This is a genomic window from Planctopirus limnophila DSM 3776 (assembly GCF_000092105.1).
GTDB classification, from domain to species: domain Bacteria; phylum Planctomycetota; class Planctomycetia; order Planctomycetales; family Planctomycetaceae; genus Planctopirus; species Planctopirus limnophila.
The window spans coordinates 1,008,123-1,025,879 of the sequence record NC_014148.1 but is presented as its reverse complement, the minus strand read 5'-3'; the positions used below and the strand labels follow the sequence as shown (position 1 = coordinate 1,025,879).

At 54.2% G+C, this 17,757-nt stretch carries 14 protein-coding genes; 7 read left to right on the top strand and 7 right to left on the bottom strand.

All coding sequences use genetic code 11. From position 1 onward, the window contains the following. Positions 1-288 precede the first annotated feature (288 nt). The 5 genes from PLIM_RS04170 to PLIM_RS04150 all read left to right on the top strand — a co-directional run bounded on the left by PLIM_RS04170 (position 289) and on the right by PLIM_RS04150 (position 4,569). On the top strand, positions 289-1,836 hold the full coding sequence (locus tag PLIM_RS04170) for an arylsulfatase (RefSeq protein ID WP_041402894.1): 1,548 nt from the start codon (positions 289-291) through the stop codon (positions 1,834-1,836). Between the two features lie 158 nt (positions 1,837-1,994). Beyond that, positions 1,995-2,366, top strand: a complete 372-nt coding sequence (locus PLIM_RS04165) for a hypothetical protein (protein WP_013109064.1) — start codon at positions 1,995-1,997, stop codon at positions 2,364-2,366. A gap of 296 nt (positions 2,367-2,662) precedes the next feature. Then, positions 2,663-3,382, top strand: a complete 720-nt coding sequence (locus PLIM_RS04160) for a hypothetical protein (RefSeq protein WP_013109063.1) — start codon at positions 2,663-2,665, stop codon at positions 3,380-3,382. 97 nt (positions 3,383-3,479) lie between these two features. Beyond that, positions 3,480-3,713, top strand: coding sequence for a hypothetical protein (locus PLIM_RS04155; RefSeq protein WP_013109062.1), 234 nt, complete (start codon positions 3,480-3,482; stop codon positions 3,711-3,713). Positions 3,714-3,990: 277 nt separating this feature from the next. Beyond that, a complete protein-coding gene (locus tag PLIM_RS04150) occupies positions 3,991-4,569 on the top strand; it encodes a GNAT family N-acetyltransferase (protein WP_013109061.1) in 579 nt (192 codons plus the stop codon). 228 nt (positions 4,570-4,797) lie between these two features. On the opposite strand, the gene PLIM_RS04145 is transcribed toward PLIM_RS04150, so the two are convergent. After that, positions 4,798-6,375 (bottom strand): transglutaminase-like domain-containing protein, encoded by a 1,578-nt coding sequence (locus PLIM_RS04145; protein ID WP_013109060.1) that lies wholly within the window; start codon positions 6,373-6,375, stop codon positions 4,798-4,800. A 391-nt stretch (positions 6,376-6,766) separates the two neighbouring features. Here PLIM_RS04145 and PLIM_RS04140 point away from each other — a divergent pair, with 391 nt between their 5' ends. Next, positions 6,767-7,450, top strand: coding sequence for a hypothetical protein (locus PLIM_RS04140; protein WP_013109059.1), 684 nt, complete (start codon positions 6,767-6,769; stop codon positions 7,448-7,450). A gap of 221 nt (positions 7,451-7,671) precedes the next feature. Beyond that, the gene (locus PLIM_RS04135) at positions 7,672-9,216 is read left to right on the top strand and encodes a DUF2817 domain-containing protein (RefSeq protein WP_013109058.1); all 1,545 of its coding nucleotides are present in this window, start codon (positions 7,672-7,674) and stop codon (positions 9,214-9,216) included. Positions 9,217-9,285: 69 nt separating this feature from the next. Here the strand turns inward: PLIM_RS04135 and PLIM_RS04130 are convergent, their stop codons facing one another. The 6 genes from PLIM_RS04130 to PLIM_RS04105 form a co-directional block, all read right to left on the bottom strand. Further along, complete coding sequence (locus PLIM_RS04130; RefSeq protein ID WP_013109057.1) at positions 9,286-11,127, bottom strand: glutamate mutase L; 1,842 nt, start codon at positions 11,125-11,127, stop codon at positions 9,286-9,288. A 199-nt stretch (positions 11,128-11,326) separates the two neighbouring features. Beyond that, entirely contained in the window at positions 11,327-12,313 is a 987-nt protein-coding gene (locus PLIM_RS04125; protein ID WP_013109056.1) for an ABC transporter permease, read from the bottom strand. Continuing rightward, a complete protein-coding gene (locus tag PLIM_RS04120) occupies positions 12,310-13,875 on the bottom strand; it encodes a sugar ABC transporter ATP-binding protein (RefSeq protein WP_148226965.1) in 1,566 nt (521 codons plus the stop codon). The genes PLIM_RS04125 and PLIM_RS04120 overlap by 4 nt, the downstream gene beginning before the upstream one ends. 76 nt (positions 13,876-13,951) lie before the next feature. Beyond that, positions 13,952-15,052: a sugar-binding protein gene (locus tag PLIM_RS04115; RefSeq protein ID WP_230849396.1), complete on the bottom strand. Its 1,101-nt coding sequence runs from the start codon at positions 15,050-15,052 to the stop codon at positions 13,952-13,954. A gap of 127 nt (positions 15,053-15,179) precedes the next feature. Beyond that, complete coding sequence (locus tag PLIM_RS04110; protein WP_196349525.1) at positions 15,180-16,097, bottom strand: beta-propeller domain-containing protein; 918 nt, start codon at positions 16,095-16,097, stop codon at positions 15,180-15,182. A gap of 165 nt (positions 16,098-16,262) precedes the next feature. Next, positions 16,263-17,717, bottom strand: coding sequence for a DUF1501 domain-containing protein (locus tag PLIM_RS04105; protein ID WP_230849395.1), 1,455 nt, complete (start codon positions 17,715-17,717; stop codon positions 16,263-16,265). Positions 17,718-17,757: the final 40 nt, after the last annotated feature.

Here is a 17,757-nt window from a genome sequence, read left to right as displayed (position 1 = left end):
AGCAACGTCTGGGCCATCCTGCCGAAGGGGTTTTTCGTTTTCTGGTAAGTCAAATGGGCAAGAGTCTCGCTGCGTCTTAGAAACAAATAGTTTGACATTGCCGCGCCGCACTGAACAATCTGCGGAAAAATGCTCCTGTCCTGTGCCAGTCCAATCATTGCAGCCCAATCGATAAGCCGCCCTGCCTATTGCATGAGACGATCGTCCGATGCAGGTCTGCTGGGCTAATTGCCAACCATTCCAACGAAAGGATCGACGATGTTTCTCAAAGGAAGCCGGTGGCTTTCCATGCTCGCTGTTGCGCTTGTTCTCGTGGCTCACACGGGAGTAGCGCTGGCCCAAACCAGGAAGCCCAACATTCTGGTCATCTGGGGCGACGATATCGGCACCTGGAATATCAGCCACAACAGCCGCGGCATGATGGGCTACCAGACGCCGAATATCGATCGACTGGGCAAAGAAGGACTGGCCTTCACCGATTATTACGGTCAGCAAAGTTGTACGGCGGGCCGCGCTGCTTTTCTGGGAGGCAACGTCCCTGTCCGCACTGGCATGACCAAGGTGGGTCTGCCCGGAGCGAAAGAAGGCTGGCAGAAGACCGACGTGACCATCGCGACCGTCCTGAAGTCACAAGGCTACGCGACAGGTCAGTTTGGTAAGAATCACCAGGGCGATCGCGACGAGCATCTTCCCACAATGCATGGCTTCGACGAGTTCTTCGGAAACCTCTACCACCTGAACGCTCAGGAGGAACCGGAGAATGAGGATTATCCCACCAACATGAGGATGGCCAATGGCAAGACTTTCATCGAGAACTACGGGCCACGCGGCATTATTCGCAGCAAAGCCGATGGCAAGGGTGGTCAGACAATCGAGGACACTGGCCCATTGACCAAAAAGCGCATGGAGACCATCGACGAAGAAACCGTGGCGGCCGCTAAGGACTTTATCACCCGCCAGAAAAATGCCGACCAGCCCTTCTTCTGCTGGTGGAACGGCACACGAATGCACTTCCGCACACATGTCAAGAAAGAGAACCGTCATCCGGGAAATGACGAATACACCGATGGCATGATCGAGCACGATGGTCACGTGGGCGAATTGCTCAAACTGCTCGATGAACTGGGGCTCGCCAAAGACACGATCGTCATGTATTCCACGGATAACGGCCCGCACTACAACACCTGGCCGGATGCGGGCACGACGCCTTTCCGCAGCGAGAAAAACTCGAACTGGGAAGGTGCTTACCGTGTCCCCTGTTTCGTGCGCTGGCCAGGCCGGTTTCCGGCAGGCAAAACACTGAATGGCATCGTCTCTCACGAAGACTGGCTCCCCACACTGGCTGCCGCCGCTGGTGCCAGCGATATCAAGCAAAAGCTCGCACAAGGGGTCGAACTCAACGGCCGCAAATACCGCAACTATGTGGATGGCTACAATCAGCTCGATTACTTCGGCGGCAAGACGGATCAATCGCCCCGGAACGAATTTATCTATGTGAATGACGACGGCCAGATTGTCGCCCTGCGATACGATGCATGGAAGGCTGTGTTTCTTGAGAACCGGGGGGAGGCATTTGGCGTGTGGCGAGAACCCTTTACCGAGCTGCGTGTGCCGCTGTTGTTCAATCTGCGCCGCGATCCCTTCGAGCGCTCACAGCACAATTCGAACACCTATAACGACTGGTTCCTCGACCGCGTTTTTGTGATCACGCCGATGCAGCAGATGGCGGGCAAGTTTCTGATGACGATGAAGGAGTATCCACCCAGCCAGACACCCGGCTCATTCAACCTGGAAAAAATCCAGAAGATGATCGAGGCCGGTGCCAGCGGGAAGTAACGGGACTACAGAAGACCATGACGGGGCACTCTGCTACAGAGTGCCCCGTTGGTGCAAGTAGAAGAATCGACGGGGGAGCCTGGAATTCAGCTGGCATTCCAATCCATACGTCTTAACTATGCGAATTATGTTCGACGTTCGCCTGTAAAGCACAGCCCATGAAGGTCTATCTCACACGCCCACTTCGGCCGGATGGCCGAGATGAACGAACTTCGCTTCGGCAAGACAGAAGCTACGATGTGCTTGCGATTGAGTGTGATACGTTCCGGATCGTTAATCAGTTCGGCGAGCCAACACTGCATGATATTGATGCGTTTGAAATATTCAATGCGGATGAACCAAAGTTCTGGATTCATACAGACGTTGATGGCTGCCGATACTCAGGTCCCGCAGATTGGGATCGTCCCGGCTTTTTCGAGGACTGGCATGATGGAGTCGCCGATGTACGAAACACATTTCGCGACGATATCATGCGATATTACCCTCAGGTCATCGGTGATCTTGTCGATCTTCAGGGAGGCGTTCAATAAAGAGTCAACACACAAGCTTCGCAGGGTGACCTCGGTTGAAATTCCGATTTCTACCGGGGTGGCAAGGCCGCAGGAAATTTGATGCGAGTCAGCCAACCATCGCAGGGCCTCATACAAGTCACCCCGACGGAAACATTGCACACATTCCAAATTCAATCTCCACTGCCGACTGGCCATAGGAACTCAAGGAGCAGCAACCAACGAAATGTTGACAAGTTCCTACCACACCGCCAATCTGCGGTAACTTTCAACGCACTTTGGCAATCGAAAACCTGATATCCCTTGGGTTCCAATCGATGAGGCGACTGACCTGGCTTGAGCGTGAACAATTCTTTGAGATTGCCGAATCTCGTCCACGAACCTGCCGCGAATGGCAGTGTTATGCCTTCGATGTTGACCACTCCATCTACTCGGAGATTCCGTCGCCATACAAAGAGAATCCTGACGAAGATTCTTTCCCGTCTCCCGTAAGACGCTGGTACGGACGGATTGATGACCAGCTTTTCCTTATCGACGTCTTCTTTGTCATTTGCCCCAACGAATGTCAGGTCTGGATTCCTTTTTCCGATTCGCACGAATTTGCCTGGCAGACTTTGCAAGACCTACAATTGCTTCCCGCTGCAATTCGAACCAATCGAACATCGGGAATATCGAACGACTCCAAGTCGCGGATACGAACTGTTTTTCGACATGATGATCGTGGATTTGATTACCCGATTTATAACGGTGCATCCGATGACGACGCGGAATCTCTGATCCATTTTCTACGATCACAGGACTCCACGATCGTCTATTCGCTGGGTGAGCCTGAACCCTCTATCAGTTGGGTTGCCATCGAATCATCAGGTGCTTCCCGCATCCACCGTGCTCGCTATAACTCGCGCACATCTACGATCAGTGTCGGGTGCGAGATGTCAAAAGAATCGCAGAATGATTTTTTCGTATACTCCGAATCACCCGAACTCGATGCCCGCAGATACTCAATCCGTAATGGCATCGTCGTAAACATGCTATAACAGAGAATTCTATCCAGGCCGGAATCCGCTAGACCTACAAAACAGAATTTTCCCCCACAGCTAGATGATCGTGATCACTCGTTGTTTGGAGAACAGGATGTCGAGAATTGAGGATTCTTTGACCTACGCACAACTTTGCGCTGAACATCCTCACGTTGAACTCTGGTGCGACGACAAATCCCCCGATTCAAACTGGGATTACTATTGGGTCATTTCCCATCCAGATAATGAAACGGTGCGAAACGTCGCCTATCTTCGTACGGCAAATGATCAATTAGAACGACGCCGGTATGACGAAAATGGCGATGAACAATGGGTGTCGGTTCGCTGATGGGCTAAACAGATCCGCAGCGTGGCCCCGGTTGAAGTTCCGATTTCTACCGGGCTGGCAAGGCCACAGAAAATTTGATGCGAGTCAGCCACCCATCGCAGGGCCTCATCCAAGAAACCTCGACTCAAACATCGCACTCGCTCCAAACACAACCTCCACTGCCTCCCGGTCACAGGCCGCCTAGCGAAATGTTGACAAGTCCCTGCCACGCCGCCAATCTGCGGTAGCGATCTAACGCACTTCAGCACTTGCAAACCTGCTAGGCCTCGGAACACACATGGCCGATCCCCTGCTTTTCCCGGTTCCTCTATTGTTTGAAACCGAGCGTCTTGAGCTCCGCCCCTACCGGACATCTGATGCGCCTGAGCTCCACGAGGCCCTGCTCGAGTCCATCGCGGAGCTGCGTGAGCACTTGTGGTTCTTGCCGTGGGTCGCCGAGGAGCCGACACTTCAGACTGCCGAGGCCCGCTGCCGCCGGGCGGAAGCCAACTTCCTGATCCGCGCGGACCTGCCCTACCTGGCGTTTTCCAGGAGCACCGGGCGACTGGTCGCCTCGGCGGGGATGCATCGCACCGATTGGTCTCTGCCCAGAACAGAGGTTGGGTATTGGGTCCGTACTTCCGAAGCTGGCAAAGGCTACGCGACCGAAGCCGTCCTTGCGCTGACGAACTGGGCGCTAGTCGGCATGAAAGCCAAGCGCGTGGAACTCGTGACGGACGAGGCCAACGTCCGCTCACGCCGACTGGCCGAACGCTGCGGCTTTCACCTGGAGGGAGTCCTACACAACACCATGCAATCCCCCGACGGCCAACTACGCCACTCCTGCATCTATGCGAGGCTTCCCTCTACGTCCTGACCCAAGCTCAATCGGAGCACAAGGTGGCCATGCTACGCAAGGTTCAGGACTGGCCACCCATCGCCAAGTCCTTCGGGTCAGCCGCTGTCTCGAATTGGACACGCGCCGTGAACACAGCTTCCGCGGGCCGCTGCCTAAAGACACCTCTACGTCGCGCAACTTCTGAGCCGCTCAGCTCGCCATCTCCCCTTTATGACTCCAGTCATGGTGGCACGATTACGATCGCCCTTACGGCACCACCTTCACCTGTAAGCGGCCCGGGAGCTTTCGGGCGTAGATGTCCATGCGCAGGACTGGGTCGCCGGCCGATTCGTCGAGGGAGTCGGCTGTCATTCGTAAGTGGGCCACACTCGTGCGGCCGCTGGCTGCGACCGAATCGAGGGGATACCAGTCGTCTCCCAGCTTTGCTTCGGTCCAGGCATGCAGGCCGAAAGCGGACTCATCAGGGACGTAGACCAGCCCCATCACAAATCGCGAAGGGATTTTTTGTGCCCGCAGCATGGCCGCCAGCAAGGTGGCATGCTCTGTGCAATCGCCAGAGCGGCTCTTGGCCACTTCCGCAGCCGATGCCAATGCCGTCGATAGATTTTTCGTGCTGATGGTCTTGTGAACATACCGGCTCATTGCCAAAGCCTGCTCGCGTAAGTCGTTTCGCTTCTCTTGGGGCAGGCTGGCCAGGGCGTCAGTCGCCAGTTTTTTGACGGCAGGATCATCAATCTGCAGGAGTGATGTTCCTTTCAAAAAGAGATCGTCCGCAGGGAGTGGCAAATTGCTGGTCGAGAGCGGGCGACTCCAGGGAGTCAACTGGACGGTGACCCGCACAGTTTCAGGATCGATGACTTCAATCGTCTGGCCGGGCCCGCTGGAAAGGATGCGTGCGAGGTCATCGCCGGGAAGTTTCAATTCGTACGTGAGTGACTGACGCGTGGCCCAGTCTTTGGGGAGTTGTGCCTTGATGAGCGTGAGTTTGCCGATTTCCGGGCCTGTTCCTTCAATGGGGAGGAGTGCCTGCTCGCGGGTGGCGAGGTAGGTGAACATTTCGGTGCCGAAGATCCCCATGCGGGTCACAATGGCTTCTCCGTTCTGATCGACATAGACGGTGATGGGGGAATCTTCGATGAGCGAAATCCGCGCGGTCACCCGCAGCAGATTCTTTTCCTGCCGGTCGAGATTGAGGATCGGCACCATTTCCCGGGCCTTCAGATCGAGCACACCCATGGAGCGGAACTCGGGAAAGAAAATCTCCAACCGACGCTCTTCTCCCGGTTGAAGTGGTTGAGCCCGCAAGGTTTCGTCCTGATAGGCGGGTGAACGCCAATCGGGACTCCAGGGGATCGAAGAGGTTTGTTTGATGCCGCCAGTGGTGGCCACCAGCTGGCACTGTTTGCCTTCGATGGTGCCTTCCAGGGTCATGGGGGCGGCTGGAGGATTTTCCTGGCGATGCACAAACCGGCGAATCTCTCCGCCTGTCGTTTCTATCGTCTCGACCGTCGATTCGAGGACCAGCGGTGTGCCAAATCTCGTGAGCTTGAGTGCGGTCTTCTGCTCGCACTTCACGAGCTTTTCACCGTTTGCTGACTGGAAGAGAGTGCGTGTGCCGGATTGGTAACCGGCACGCTGCCCCTGCAGGTAGATCACTCCCCAGACAGTGCGAGTCTCCGGCTCCTCGGCCTGGCCAGAAGCAGAGACAAAAACCACCAACACCAGAGACAAGCACAGCCACCGGATCAACTGGCGATGGGACGGCCGTAGAAGCATCGTGGGCTGGCCGTTCGAGAGGACTGAATACTGCTCACCAGATGTCATCGGATCCCTCCTGTGCGCCCAAATTCTAAAGTCATGCAGAAACTGCAGAGTGTAGGGATTGTAACGATTTGGCAGAGTCGCCCTACCCCGCCTCTGAAGAAAGGGGCTAGATCCTGCTCCATTTTCCTGCAAAGGTCTGCCAGACCAGGAGTTTCGCTGCTTCTGAGAGGTGATGGGTGGCTCCGCAAACTCAACCAGGTTTACCCTGAGCAGCCATTCTTCCCGTTGCGATCAATCTGACAACTCGCCGTGAAATTTACGCCCCTCACTCGTGACCCGTTCCGATGCCCCTGGAATTCGTGTGCTAAGTTTGCATGTTCCTGTTGCGGTAACACCCCTTCCTTACCGCCTCACTAGATCTGCCGCTACGAACTCTAGAAAGACTTGAACCATGGGGTTCCTGAAGAAATTCTTTAAGAATACTTACCGCGACGGTGGGGTGCGTCACGGAAAGAGCAGTTTCGATCATCTGGATGACGAACAGCTCGAAGCCCATTTGAACATTGCCAAATATGGGTCGTTCATGCTGACGGATGCCGTCCGCCCTTCATATGACCTGCAGGTGGTTCCAAGAGCGGGTTATCGCCACGACGCCTATCACGACAAAGAAACCGGCATCAAAATCCCCGTCATCATGGCTTCGGTCTCCAAAGAACATCTGCTCGATGTCTTCATCGATCTGATGGCCCCCCTGGGTGATGAAGTCGATGTCGTCCTCGAAACCAGTCATGAGCGACGTGGCGGGCATCAGGATCTTTACCGCGAAAGTATCGATGTCCCCATTCTGAAGAGCACGCTCTACGACTTTGAAGATCTCTTGCTCAACGATGGCTGCACCGGATTTGCCGTCCTGAATCCCAATATTCCACTCGAAATCCAACTCGACGAACATAAGCTGATCATTATTTACGGCAACGAACTCGTCGATTTCAAAGACATTCTCGACGACTACAACATTGATTGTAACGAAGACCTCAAATTCATTACCGAAGCCGAACATGTCCATTCTTCATCCGAAGACTTCTCGCGGCAGTTCCGCCAGTTGCAATACCGCCTGGGTATCGATGACGAATGATCTCTAGTGTCCGTATGACATATCAGATTCTCAAATATTGATAGCCCTTGAGTGACCTTTGAATTTGTGTTGACAGTCTATTCCGCCAAGGGCTCAACCTGTCGAGCCCGTGGCGAATTTCGAGATCCGGTTACTCATGCTGTAAGTGAGAACCCAAAGCAAACGAGTGACGACTCAACTTCATCCCCGAGGTTGAATGAAGTTCTTCGATGGAGGGAGCCTTGAAAGTCTTACCTATGTTGTCATTTGTCACAGCCGCCGGTCTGGGTGTCATGTGGTGGGCCTCCGAGAATGACATTCGTCTTCCCGATGGGATCTCCACACCACTTCTTGTCTCACAGGCCACCATCCCCGAAGATCCTCCCGGGACTCCACCTGCCCGGCTAACGTTGGCAGATGCTCGCCCTCTGGCTTCAACAAGCTCTTCATCAACCGTTCCGAGTGCATCAACCACTCTCAAGAGGACGAAATCGTCGTCGGCCATCGAGATGGAACTGGCGACCGATTCTCCGTCGGTCAGCCTGGGTGAATCCGAACCCATTCTGATGGCGCTGTCCAAGCCATTACCGGCCGAATCGGAACTGCACTCTGTCTTTTCAGATCCCGCAGCGGCTCCTTATTCGCCATCTTCCAAACCATCGACGCGTCCCAAGACAAAGTCGGCACCTCGTCGTTTCTCCAGTCAGCCGGCTGATTCCACAGCCGGTGAAGCGGCTTCCAATTCTCCCGCAACCTTCGGTGATTCGATTGAAGCCACTGAGCAAGCCACTGAGCAAACAATCGAAACAGAAAAGCCGGTTGTCACTCAGAAGCAGAGTACGCCAGCGACCAGAGAATCAGAAACGGTGACCAGACCGGTTTCAGACGAAGAGAAGCTTCTGGGACGCTGGGAAATTGCCTACCAGTCGACCGATGGTTTGCCGATTTACATTCGCACGATGGGCCGAGGGAAGTTTTCGACACTGGTGGTGGCTGGCCTGGAAGGGACAGATCGTGTCTCTGTGCGCTGGGCCGACAAGCTGGTGACTTCTATTTCCAAGAATCCGAATATCCTTAATTCTTCGACAATCACGATTGTTCGTGCTGCGAACCCGGATGGTTTGCAGGCTAACCGGAGAACCAACTCACGAGATGTTGATCTCAATCGAAATTTCCCGACAGCGAACTTCTCGCGCGGCCAGACCAAGCGCAGTGGCGAAGCGCCAGCCAGTGAAATCGAAACTCGGGCAATTCTTCAGACGATTGCCACACATCAGCCCAACCGAGTAGTCATTCTGCGTTCGACACCGACACGCAACGGAGAAGTCATTCATTCGATGAATGCCAAAAACATTGCCAACCAACTGATGACCACTTCGCGGTGGACTCCTCAACTCCTGCTCTCTCCCGATTGGCCTGGCTCGCTGGAAGTGCTGGCTGACGAAACGGTTGCTGCTCAGGTCCTCTCACTCAGTCTGCCTTATGGGCAGGATCCGATGGTGGAGTTTGATCGGCATGTCAACGGGCTGATGATTGCCATTTCGGATCAGGCCGGAGAGAGCCTATCCCCCATGGCTCGTAAACAGAATTATCAGCAGCTTGAAAATCTGATGGCTCAAAGTGCCAGATCGCGAGTGGCTCCTGCAGATCCTGTTGAGGCACCAAACCTGGATAAATATAAACTGAAACAAGGCGGGATTCCGACATCCAGTCCACAAGGCCCAGCTCCTGTGGGTAAGCCGCGAGGCTATCAGGAGCTTCCACCGCCACCACCATCGAAAACCTGATGCCTGTTCAACTTCGATCTGCTTCAAAAGGGATTGGTCTCGTCGGATCGAGATCAATCCCTTTTTTATCTAGTGGTTATGACCGGGGTAGACACCCAGTGCCTGATTCCAGGTTTTGAGGAGTGCGCGTCGATCCTCGGTGTTTGATGGCAGTGCCAGAGGCCGACCACGTCCATCGAAGACGACGCCGACCATTCCACCACGAATTTCGCGCTCGAGCGGCTTTCCGGGGCCGGCGCCCACATCGTAGCCAGCAGCTGGCACAAGCTTCAGCCGGGCCAGTTCATCTGGCCCCAGATCGAAACGCTGCATTTCGTGGCCGTGGAGTTCTCCTTCTACCACCCTGCTGCCCACTTCGAGTGAGTACTTCAACAGCAGTTTGCCAGAAGCTGGCGGCCCCTTGGGGGCAATACACGTCGCCAGCATGATCAGGCAATCCCGCTCGAAGACATCCATGGCAGCCTGAGGATGAATCTCGGCCAGTACGCCTAAATGGGGCATCATGAAAATGCTGTCTTTAGCAAGGACCGTTATCCCTTCCGGCTCAAAGGCATCAATCATCATCATGGTGGTCTGCTCCATACGTGGAGCATGCGAGAGCACGCCGCCGGAACCCACAATCAAGTCGAGCTTAAGGTTGTTCACAATTGTCTGCTGACCGCCAGACTGGGCAAAAGCATCGCCAATCGTGCGCTGCTGCTGCACCCCGGCCAGAGTCGTGGCGAATTGTTTGTGCTGCACATAGGCCAGCCGCAAAGCTTCCCGCGCGACAGCCTGCTCAAAGATCAAAGCTTCCATGGTTTGAGGAATTGTCGTCGGGCGAATCATTTTGTTCTTCACCCGGTTGCGCAGCTCTTTTTCACTCTCGGGATAAGGCACCCACCGGAGGATGGCATCAAAGCCAGCTTCGGCACAGACATTCGAAATGGAGTAACTCATCCCCAGATTTGCACTGACCGTACGGTTGAATGTCCCGCTGAAAACGCTGAAGACATCTGTCGTGGCGCCACCGATATCGACACCCAGAGCATTCAGGCCGCGTGTGCGGGCAATTGTCTGCAGGATGTTTCCCACAGCACCGGGAGTGGGCATGATGGCGGTATCAGCCCATTCAATGAGCTTGTCGTACCCAGGGGCATGTGCCATGACATGCTCGAGGAACAGATCGTGAATGGCATCCCGCGCACCAGCCAGGGCTTCACGCTCCAGGACTGGTCTGACATTCTCGACGAATGACAACTCCGCCACGTTCCCCAGCACATCGCGAACAACAGGAATGGCCGCCTGGTTCCCGGCGTAGATCACGGGCATTTTATACTGACCACCAAACCTGGGCTGTGGTTTGGCAGGTGCAATCAACTCGGCCATGGCAGCAACATGGCGCACAGTGCCACCATCAGTCCCGCCAGCGAGCAGAATCATATCCGGGCGAAGATCCCGAATTCGCTGAATGCGATCATGTGGTTTACGACGATCGTTTGATGTCATGGTTTCGAGAACAATGGCGCCGGCTCCTAAAGCGGCTCTCGTCGCGCTGGCAGCGGACATCGTGGGGACAACGCCGCACACCAGCATCTGCAAGCCACCCCCTGCGCTGGAAGTGGAAATGTAGGCATCACAACCGACATTTCCACGAGCCGGGCGGATCAGCAGGCCATTTTCATCGACCAGTTGACGCCCAGCGAGTTCGCCTACTTCAGTCGCTGCGTTCACAACACCGATCGTGACATCGGCAGTTGGTTCCTCGACAGTTGTGGGAGCTTCACCACGATAGGTTTGACGGTAAACTCCATCAATCTTCTCGATCAACAGAGCTTTGGTCGTGGTGCTTCCGCAATCGGTCGCGAGGATGACTTCCAACTCATCGGGATTTTCAGGAAGCCGCCTGGGGCCAGTTGTCGCCTGCGTCATGCAGTTCCTTCGGACGATGCAACACGCAGGTCATCTCGATGAATAACCTCCGTCGTCACAAGTTGTTCTCAAAAGTCAGAGCTTCTGTCTATTGGCGAGCGACATAAGTCTATCCCGCCAGGGAGAGAACTGCGACTAAAAACCTTCTCTCAGGTTTTTGCTGAAATCAAGCTTCCAACTCGAGGGCGACTTCTCAAACTCAAGCGGCGACTTTCCTGGCGGATTGAATCAGTTTTCTCCGCTGCGAGTACCACTTCACACCTTCATCGGCCAGCACACCCGCCAGAAGCACCGTGCCGATCGTCACATATTCCAACGTGCTGGGAATCCCGAGCATATTGTTAGCACTGTAGAGCACTCTCAAGAGGACCGCGCCAATCACCACACCCGCCACTGATCCTTCACCGCCGCGAAGACTGCAACCCCCTAGAACTGCGGCCGCAATCGCATACAATTCATAAGTGTTCCCATGCGAACTGGGTTGCATCGAATTGAGGTCAAAAGCGAGCAGCACCCCGCCAAACCCGGCGATTGTTGAACACAGTACATAGGCCATCAACTTGATTCGATCGGTGTTAATCCCGCTGAAATGTGCGGCCTGTTCATTGCGACCAATCGCATACAGGTAGCGACCCCAAACCGTCTTGTTCAAAAAAATGGCAGCCAGCACAGCGATAATCAGCATGTAAACCACCGGGATCGGCACTTGATAATCCCCGGGCAAAGGGATCTTTTTGCGAGAGATTTCCAGCAGGCCGTTAAAGCTATTCCCAAACCCCTGGTTGGCATCTCCTGTGATCCAGCGGGCCAGACCACGATAAATCAGCCAGCCGCAAAGTGTCACCACAAACGGCTGAAGCTTTGCCTTGGTAATCAACAGACCATGCGTCGTCCCGATGAGTGCGGCTACTCCCATGACAAAAGCAATAGCCAGGGCCGGATGAAAACCATACTTCACAATGAGCAGCGGGAGCAGGCAGCCCACAAGGCCCACGACTGGCCCAATCGAAAGATCGATCCCGCCGGTGATGATCACGAACATCACGCCAATACTCAGGATGGCAAAGTAGGCCGAAAGCTGAGTGACGTTTGAAAGGTTATATCCACTGAGGAAGGCTGGTTGAAGAATGCCAGTCACAACCATCACGGCGATCAGAATGCCAAGAATTCCGAGTATTCTCTTCATGAGAGCGCTCCTCCGGTCGCCAGGGCCATAATGGCTGTTTCACTCAGTTGCTGGCGACTCAATTCGCCGGTGATCTTTCCTTCGTGCATCACCAGCACGCGATCCGACATGCGAATCACTTCTTCCAGATCACTGGAAACAAACAGCAGCGACAGACCCTGCCCCGCCAGTTCCTCCATAATCCGATAGATCTCCTGTTTGGCACCCACATCGACACCACGCGTCGGTTCATCCAGGAGCAGGATTTTGGGATTCGAAAGCAGCCATTTGCCAATCACAACTTTCTGCTGGTTTCCGCCAGATAAGTACTGCACGGCCAATTGGTCACTGGCAGTCTTCGTACGCAGGGCTGTGATCATCCTCTGGCTGTCTGTGATTTCCTGAGCAGTATTGATGAAAACACCCAGAGAGGCCTGGCGGGCCAGAGTCGCCAGCGTGTGGTTGTGCCGGACAGACATTTCCAGCACGAGTCCTTCGCCTTTGCGATCTTCAGGAACCAGCGCCATCCCCAGATTCATCGCGGCTCGTGGTGAAGAGATTCTCACCAGCTTTGAGTCGCAAAAGATCTCGCCAGCCAGTGGTCGATCAATGCCGAAAACTGCCCGTAGCAGTTCTGTCCGCCCTGCTCCCACTAAACCGGCCATCCCCACAATCTCACCTGCCTTGAGGGAGAAAGAGTTTCGAGCTTCCGGGAAGGCCGTGGTGACCAGATCTTTGATGCGGAAAACTTCCGGACCGGGAGTGTGGGAATGCCGCTCGATGCCACTTGTCAAACTGCGGCCAATCATCATCGAGACCATTTTTTCGCGAGTCATTTCAGCCCGCGAAATTTCTCCCACATACTGTCCATCGCGCAGCACCACCACTCGATCGGCCAGTTCCTGAATTTCACTGAGTCTGTGCGAAATATAAATGACGCAAACACCGTCCGCCTTCAGTTTCCGTACGACGCCGTAAAGCAGTTCCGTTTCATACTGAGAAAGACTGGCGGTGGGTTCGTCCATAATCAGCACCCGTGCCTGAATGGAAAGTGCTTTGGCAATTTCCACCAGTTGCTGCTGCCCGGTTGATAACTCTCCGACGATTGTCTCCGGAGTGTAGTTCAGGCCCACTCGATCGAGCAGTTCCCGGGACAATCGACGAATCGTTTTCTGATCAATGAATCCCCAGCGTGTCGGCTCACGTCCCAGGAACAGATTGGCTCCGATACTGAGATTTTCCGCGAGGTTGAGTTCCTGATGGATGAGGACAATCCCGTGCTCAATCGCGTCGCCAACATCTCGAAAAATGACAGGCTGGCCGTCAACCAGCAACTCACCACCATCTGGTGGCTGTACGCCAGCGAGGATCTTCATCAGCGTGCTTTTGCCAGCACCATTTTCACCAAGAATCGCGACGATCTCGCCGGGTGAGAAAGAAATACTGACTCGATCGAGCGCCTTACAACCGGGAAATTCTTTCGTGATCTGACTGGCTGCCAGCAATAACGGACTGTCATTCGTTCGATCAGGGAGCCGGCCTGTCGTCACATCTGTCGTTGTCTTTGATGTTGCAGAGACCATGTTCTCGCGACGATCTCCCATCCGCTAAAATGCACATGCCGGGCTGAACTTATTTGCCTTCCGAATGACTCCCCGGTCATTTGGCCTCTGGAGCGGGTTTACCCAGCAACTGGTTCAATTCTTTCCAGAACTCGTTCACATTGGCTTTGGTAATCTTGCGGACGGGAATCTCGATAAATTTGTCTTCGGGAATGCCGGACTTGTCTCCCGATTTGATTTTGTCGAGCATCATGACCGACTGATAGCCGTACTGATACGGGTTCTGCACACAGCTCCCATACATCACTCCATCCTGGATGCCCTGCAGAGTCCCCTCGTCTTCATCGAAGCCCAGAATCTGAATTTTGCCAACTTTGCCAGCGTCCTTAACGGCATCAATCAGCTTGGGGGGATTGTAGGCGAACAAACCCACCATACAGTTGAGATCCTGATGCCTGGTAATCGCATCCTGGGCGAGAGATTTCGCTTTCACAAGATCAAAGTCGTCAGTTCGGGTATCGAGAATGGTGTATTTGTCACCGACCAGTTCTTTTCCGGGCTCATCATATCGCTCAGGATCCACACTGCGTCCCAGCAGTTCATCAATGATTCCCTGACGACGTTGTTTGGCATTGAGCTGTCCCAGTCTGCCGACGAAGATCATGACCTTCCCACCGTCAGGCAAGGCTTCTTTGATCATCTCACCACACTGGCGGCCAGCGGTGTAGTTATCCATGCCAATGTAAACCAGCCGCTCGCTTTTGGGAGCATCTGAATCATTCGTAATGAAGATCGTCTGCTTCGCAATTTCCGCCAGCAGATCGCTTTGATTCTCAGGATCAATCGGCGAGATCGAGATGCCATCCACGCCGAGCGTCAACAATTCCTGCACCATCCGCTTTTGATCGACCACACCATCCGGAGGGTGACGAACTTCAACTTTCGTGCTTTTCCCGGCCGAATTCAGATCCTTTTCCGCCTGACGGACACCCGCCTCAGCCACATTCCAGAAGTCGGCCACACCGTTGGTGACATAGGCATATTTCAGAGGTTTGGATGAACCACCGGGCCCGTTACCTGTCATTCCTCCTGGTCTGGTTTCACAGCCGCTCGATATCAGCAGAGCACTGGCGGCCAGCCAGCCCCAAAAGGTGCCCATCACGAAACGTGGCTGCCAGAAAAACCCGATGTGCGACATGGTATGCAACTTTATAGATGAAGACAGAAGGGGAGATTGTGACAAGTTGAGTGAACTGCCAGAAGATTCAGTTCGACTCGTATCTGACCGTCTCGGGAGACAGATTGCAACAAAACATTGACACTCTTTAACGCGTTGTGCCCGATCCCTGGGCCACGAGTTTCAAAACCGGCAGATTATTTCCAAAGCGGACATGGTCCTTCAGTGTCCAGACAACCTGCTTCTGAGGTGTCACAATCAATGCATGGGGCTGATTGTCTCCACCATGACAATTGACAATCAGGGTGTTGCCATCGGGTAATCGTTCCACCATGGTGATCCAACCCAGCTTGATTCCTGGAAGCTCGTTCTCAGTGACTGACCAGACCACCTCTTTCTGGGGAGTGACTTCGATGACGCTGTGACCATTCCCCGTACCAATCAGCGTGTTTCCATTGGGTAATCGTTCGGCAGAATAAAGAGCTGTCCCCGTTACATAGTCCCAGACCACCTGGCCCTTCTCGTCGTACTCCCGCACAGTCTGGTCTTTCTCATGGCAAACGAGGTAATGGCCATTTTCCAGCTTGCGAGCCAGTCGGCTGTCCCGATGCGGATCCCGATTCTTCACCACCAGCGGAATTTCCCTGAGAACTTTTCCTTCGGCGTTTACCTCGAGAATCCGGGCGGGCCCACTTTCGACTATCATCGTCGAGCCATCCGCCAGTCTTTGAAACGCATGGATTTCCACTTTGCGATCCGCATTCCCTGGTGACGATTTGGCATCGTAACTCCAGACGATCTCGCCTTTGTCATTCAACTCGACGATCGTCTGGAAGTTCGTTTGTGTGAGGAGATGGCCATGGGGCAGAATCTGGAGATCATGCACATCGCGAATTGTCTGCTTCCAGACATCTGAGTTATCTGCCCCTACATGGACGAGAATCTTTTTGGAATAATCAGCCGCGATGTAACTGCGTGGCGTCCCCGTCTGCGTCGGATGCTCAGCAGCCGAGATGTTCTGTATCGAAAATGAAAGAATCGCCAACAGGGCGAACCAGCGATTCATAGTCGGGCAATTCATGGAGTGCGCCTTGGTGGGAAATCGTTGCGAAGTGAAGAGTAGGGCAACTGACAGCGAGACATGGACGAGTTAAGCACTCCAGGAATGCCCTGGAATACCGACAATCAATCGTTATCGGAATGATCGTCATCGCCAGTCAGGCATGTGGAATCAGGCAATGATCTGCTTGATCGGATCAGCTCCTTCGACGCCCACCAGTTTCTGATCGAGACCGCCGTAAAAGAAGGAGAGGTGATTCGGATCGAGACCCAACTGATGCAGAATCGTCGCATGCAGGTGCTTGACGTGGAAACGATCCTTGACGGCTTCATTCCCCAGTTCATCGGTCTCACCGACACTGCATCCACCCTTGATGCCACCACCAGCACACCACATGGTAAAGCCAGCTACGTTATGATCTCGACCAGTCCCCTCTTTGTATTCAGCGACTGGCTGCCTGCCAAACTCACCACCCCACACAATCAGAGTATCATTGAGCAAGCCCCGTGCCTTGAGATCCTTTAATAGCCCGGCAATCGGCTTGTCGGTTCGACCGGCGTGTAACGTGTGATTCTTCACCAGATCGCCGTGAGCATCCCAGTTGGCGTCGTTGTGATTGCCACCAGCATAAACCTGAATGAACCGGACTCCGCGTTCTACCAGGCGACGAGCGAGCAAGCACTGCCGACCGAAGTATTCGGTCTGCGGATTATCCATCCCGTACAGCTTGAGTGTCGATTCCGTTTCCTGCGAGAGATCGGTCGCTTCCGGTGCTGTGGTCTGCATCTTGTAAGCCAGCTCAAAACTGGCAATACGAGCTGCCAGATTCGAGTTTTCACCTCGCGAGAGTTGATGCTCCTGGTTGTACTCGTTGATTGTGGAGATGAGTTGCCGCTGGACGTCATCGGACATGTTTTCAGGTGGCACGAGATCGAGAATGGCCGGGCCCTTTGATCTCATCACGGTCGCCTGATAACTTGCCGGCATGAAGCCGCTGGACCAGTTTTTGGCACCACTGATCGGCCCGCCCGAATGGTCGAGCATTACCACGAAACCTGGCAGATTTTCGTTTTCTGTCCCCAGGCCATAATTGACCCAAGAACCCAGGCAAGGATAACCACTTTGAATTTTGCCCGAGTTCATCTGCAGCATGGCGGAACCATGCACCGGCGCTTCAGCCGTCATCGACTTGATAAATGCGATATCGTCCACGCAGGTCGCGAGATTCGGAAAGAGATCTGAGACCCACTGCCCCGATTGGCCATATTGCTGAAAATTCCATTTGGGGCCGACGACGCGCCCTTCATTGCGTGCCCCGCCGCGCCCCTTGGTCTTGACGGGAATCGTCTTGCCATCCAGCCCGTACAATTTCGGTTTGTAATCAAAGGTGTCGACCTGGCTGGGGCCACCGTACATGAAGAGAAAAATCACACTTTTGGCTTTGGGAGCATGGTGAGGCTCTTTAGGAGCCAATGGATTCACAAAGGGGGTGACACCATCAGCACCGACCGCCTGCTTCACGAAGAAGCCTTCCTTCTGCAGGAGCCCTGTCATGGCGAGGCCGGAAAAACCAGCCCCAGCCTCCCACAGAAACTCCCGGCGAGTGCGTCCACAAAAATTATGCATGGGCTGGTTCATGAGGTTCTCACATTACGCAAAGTTCAAT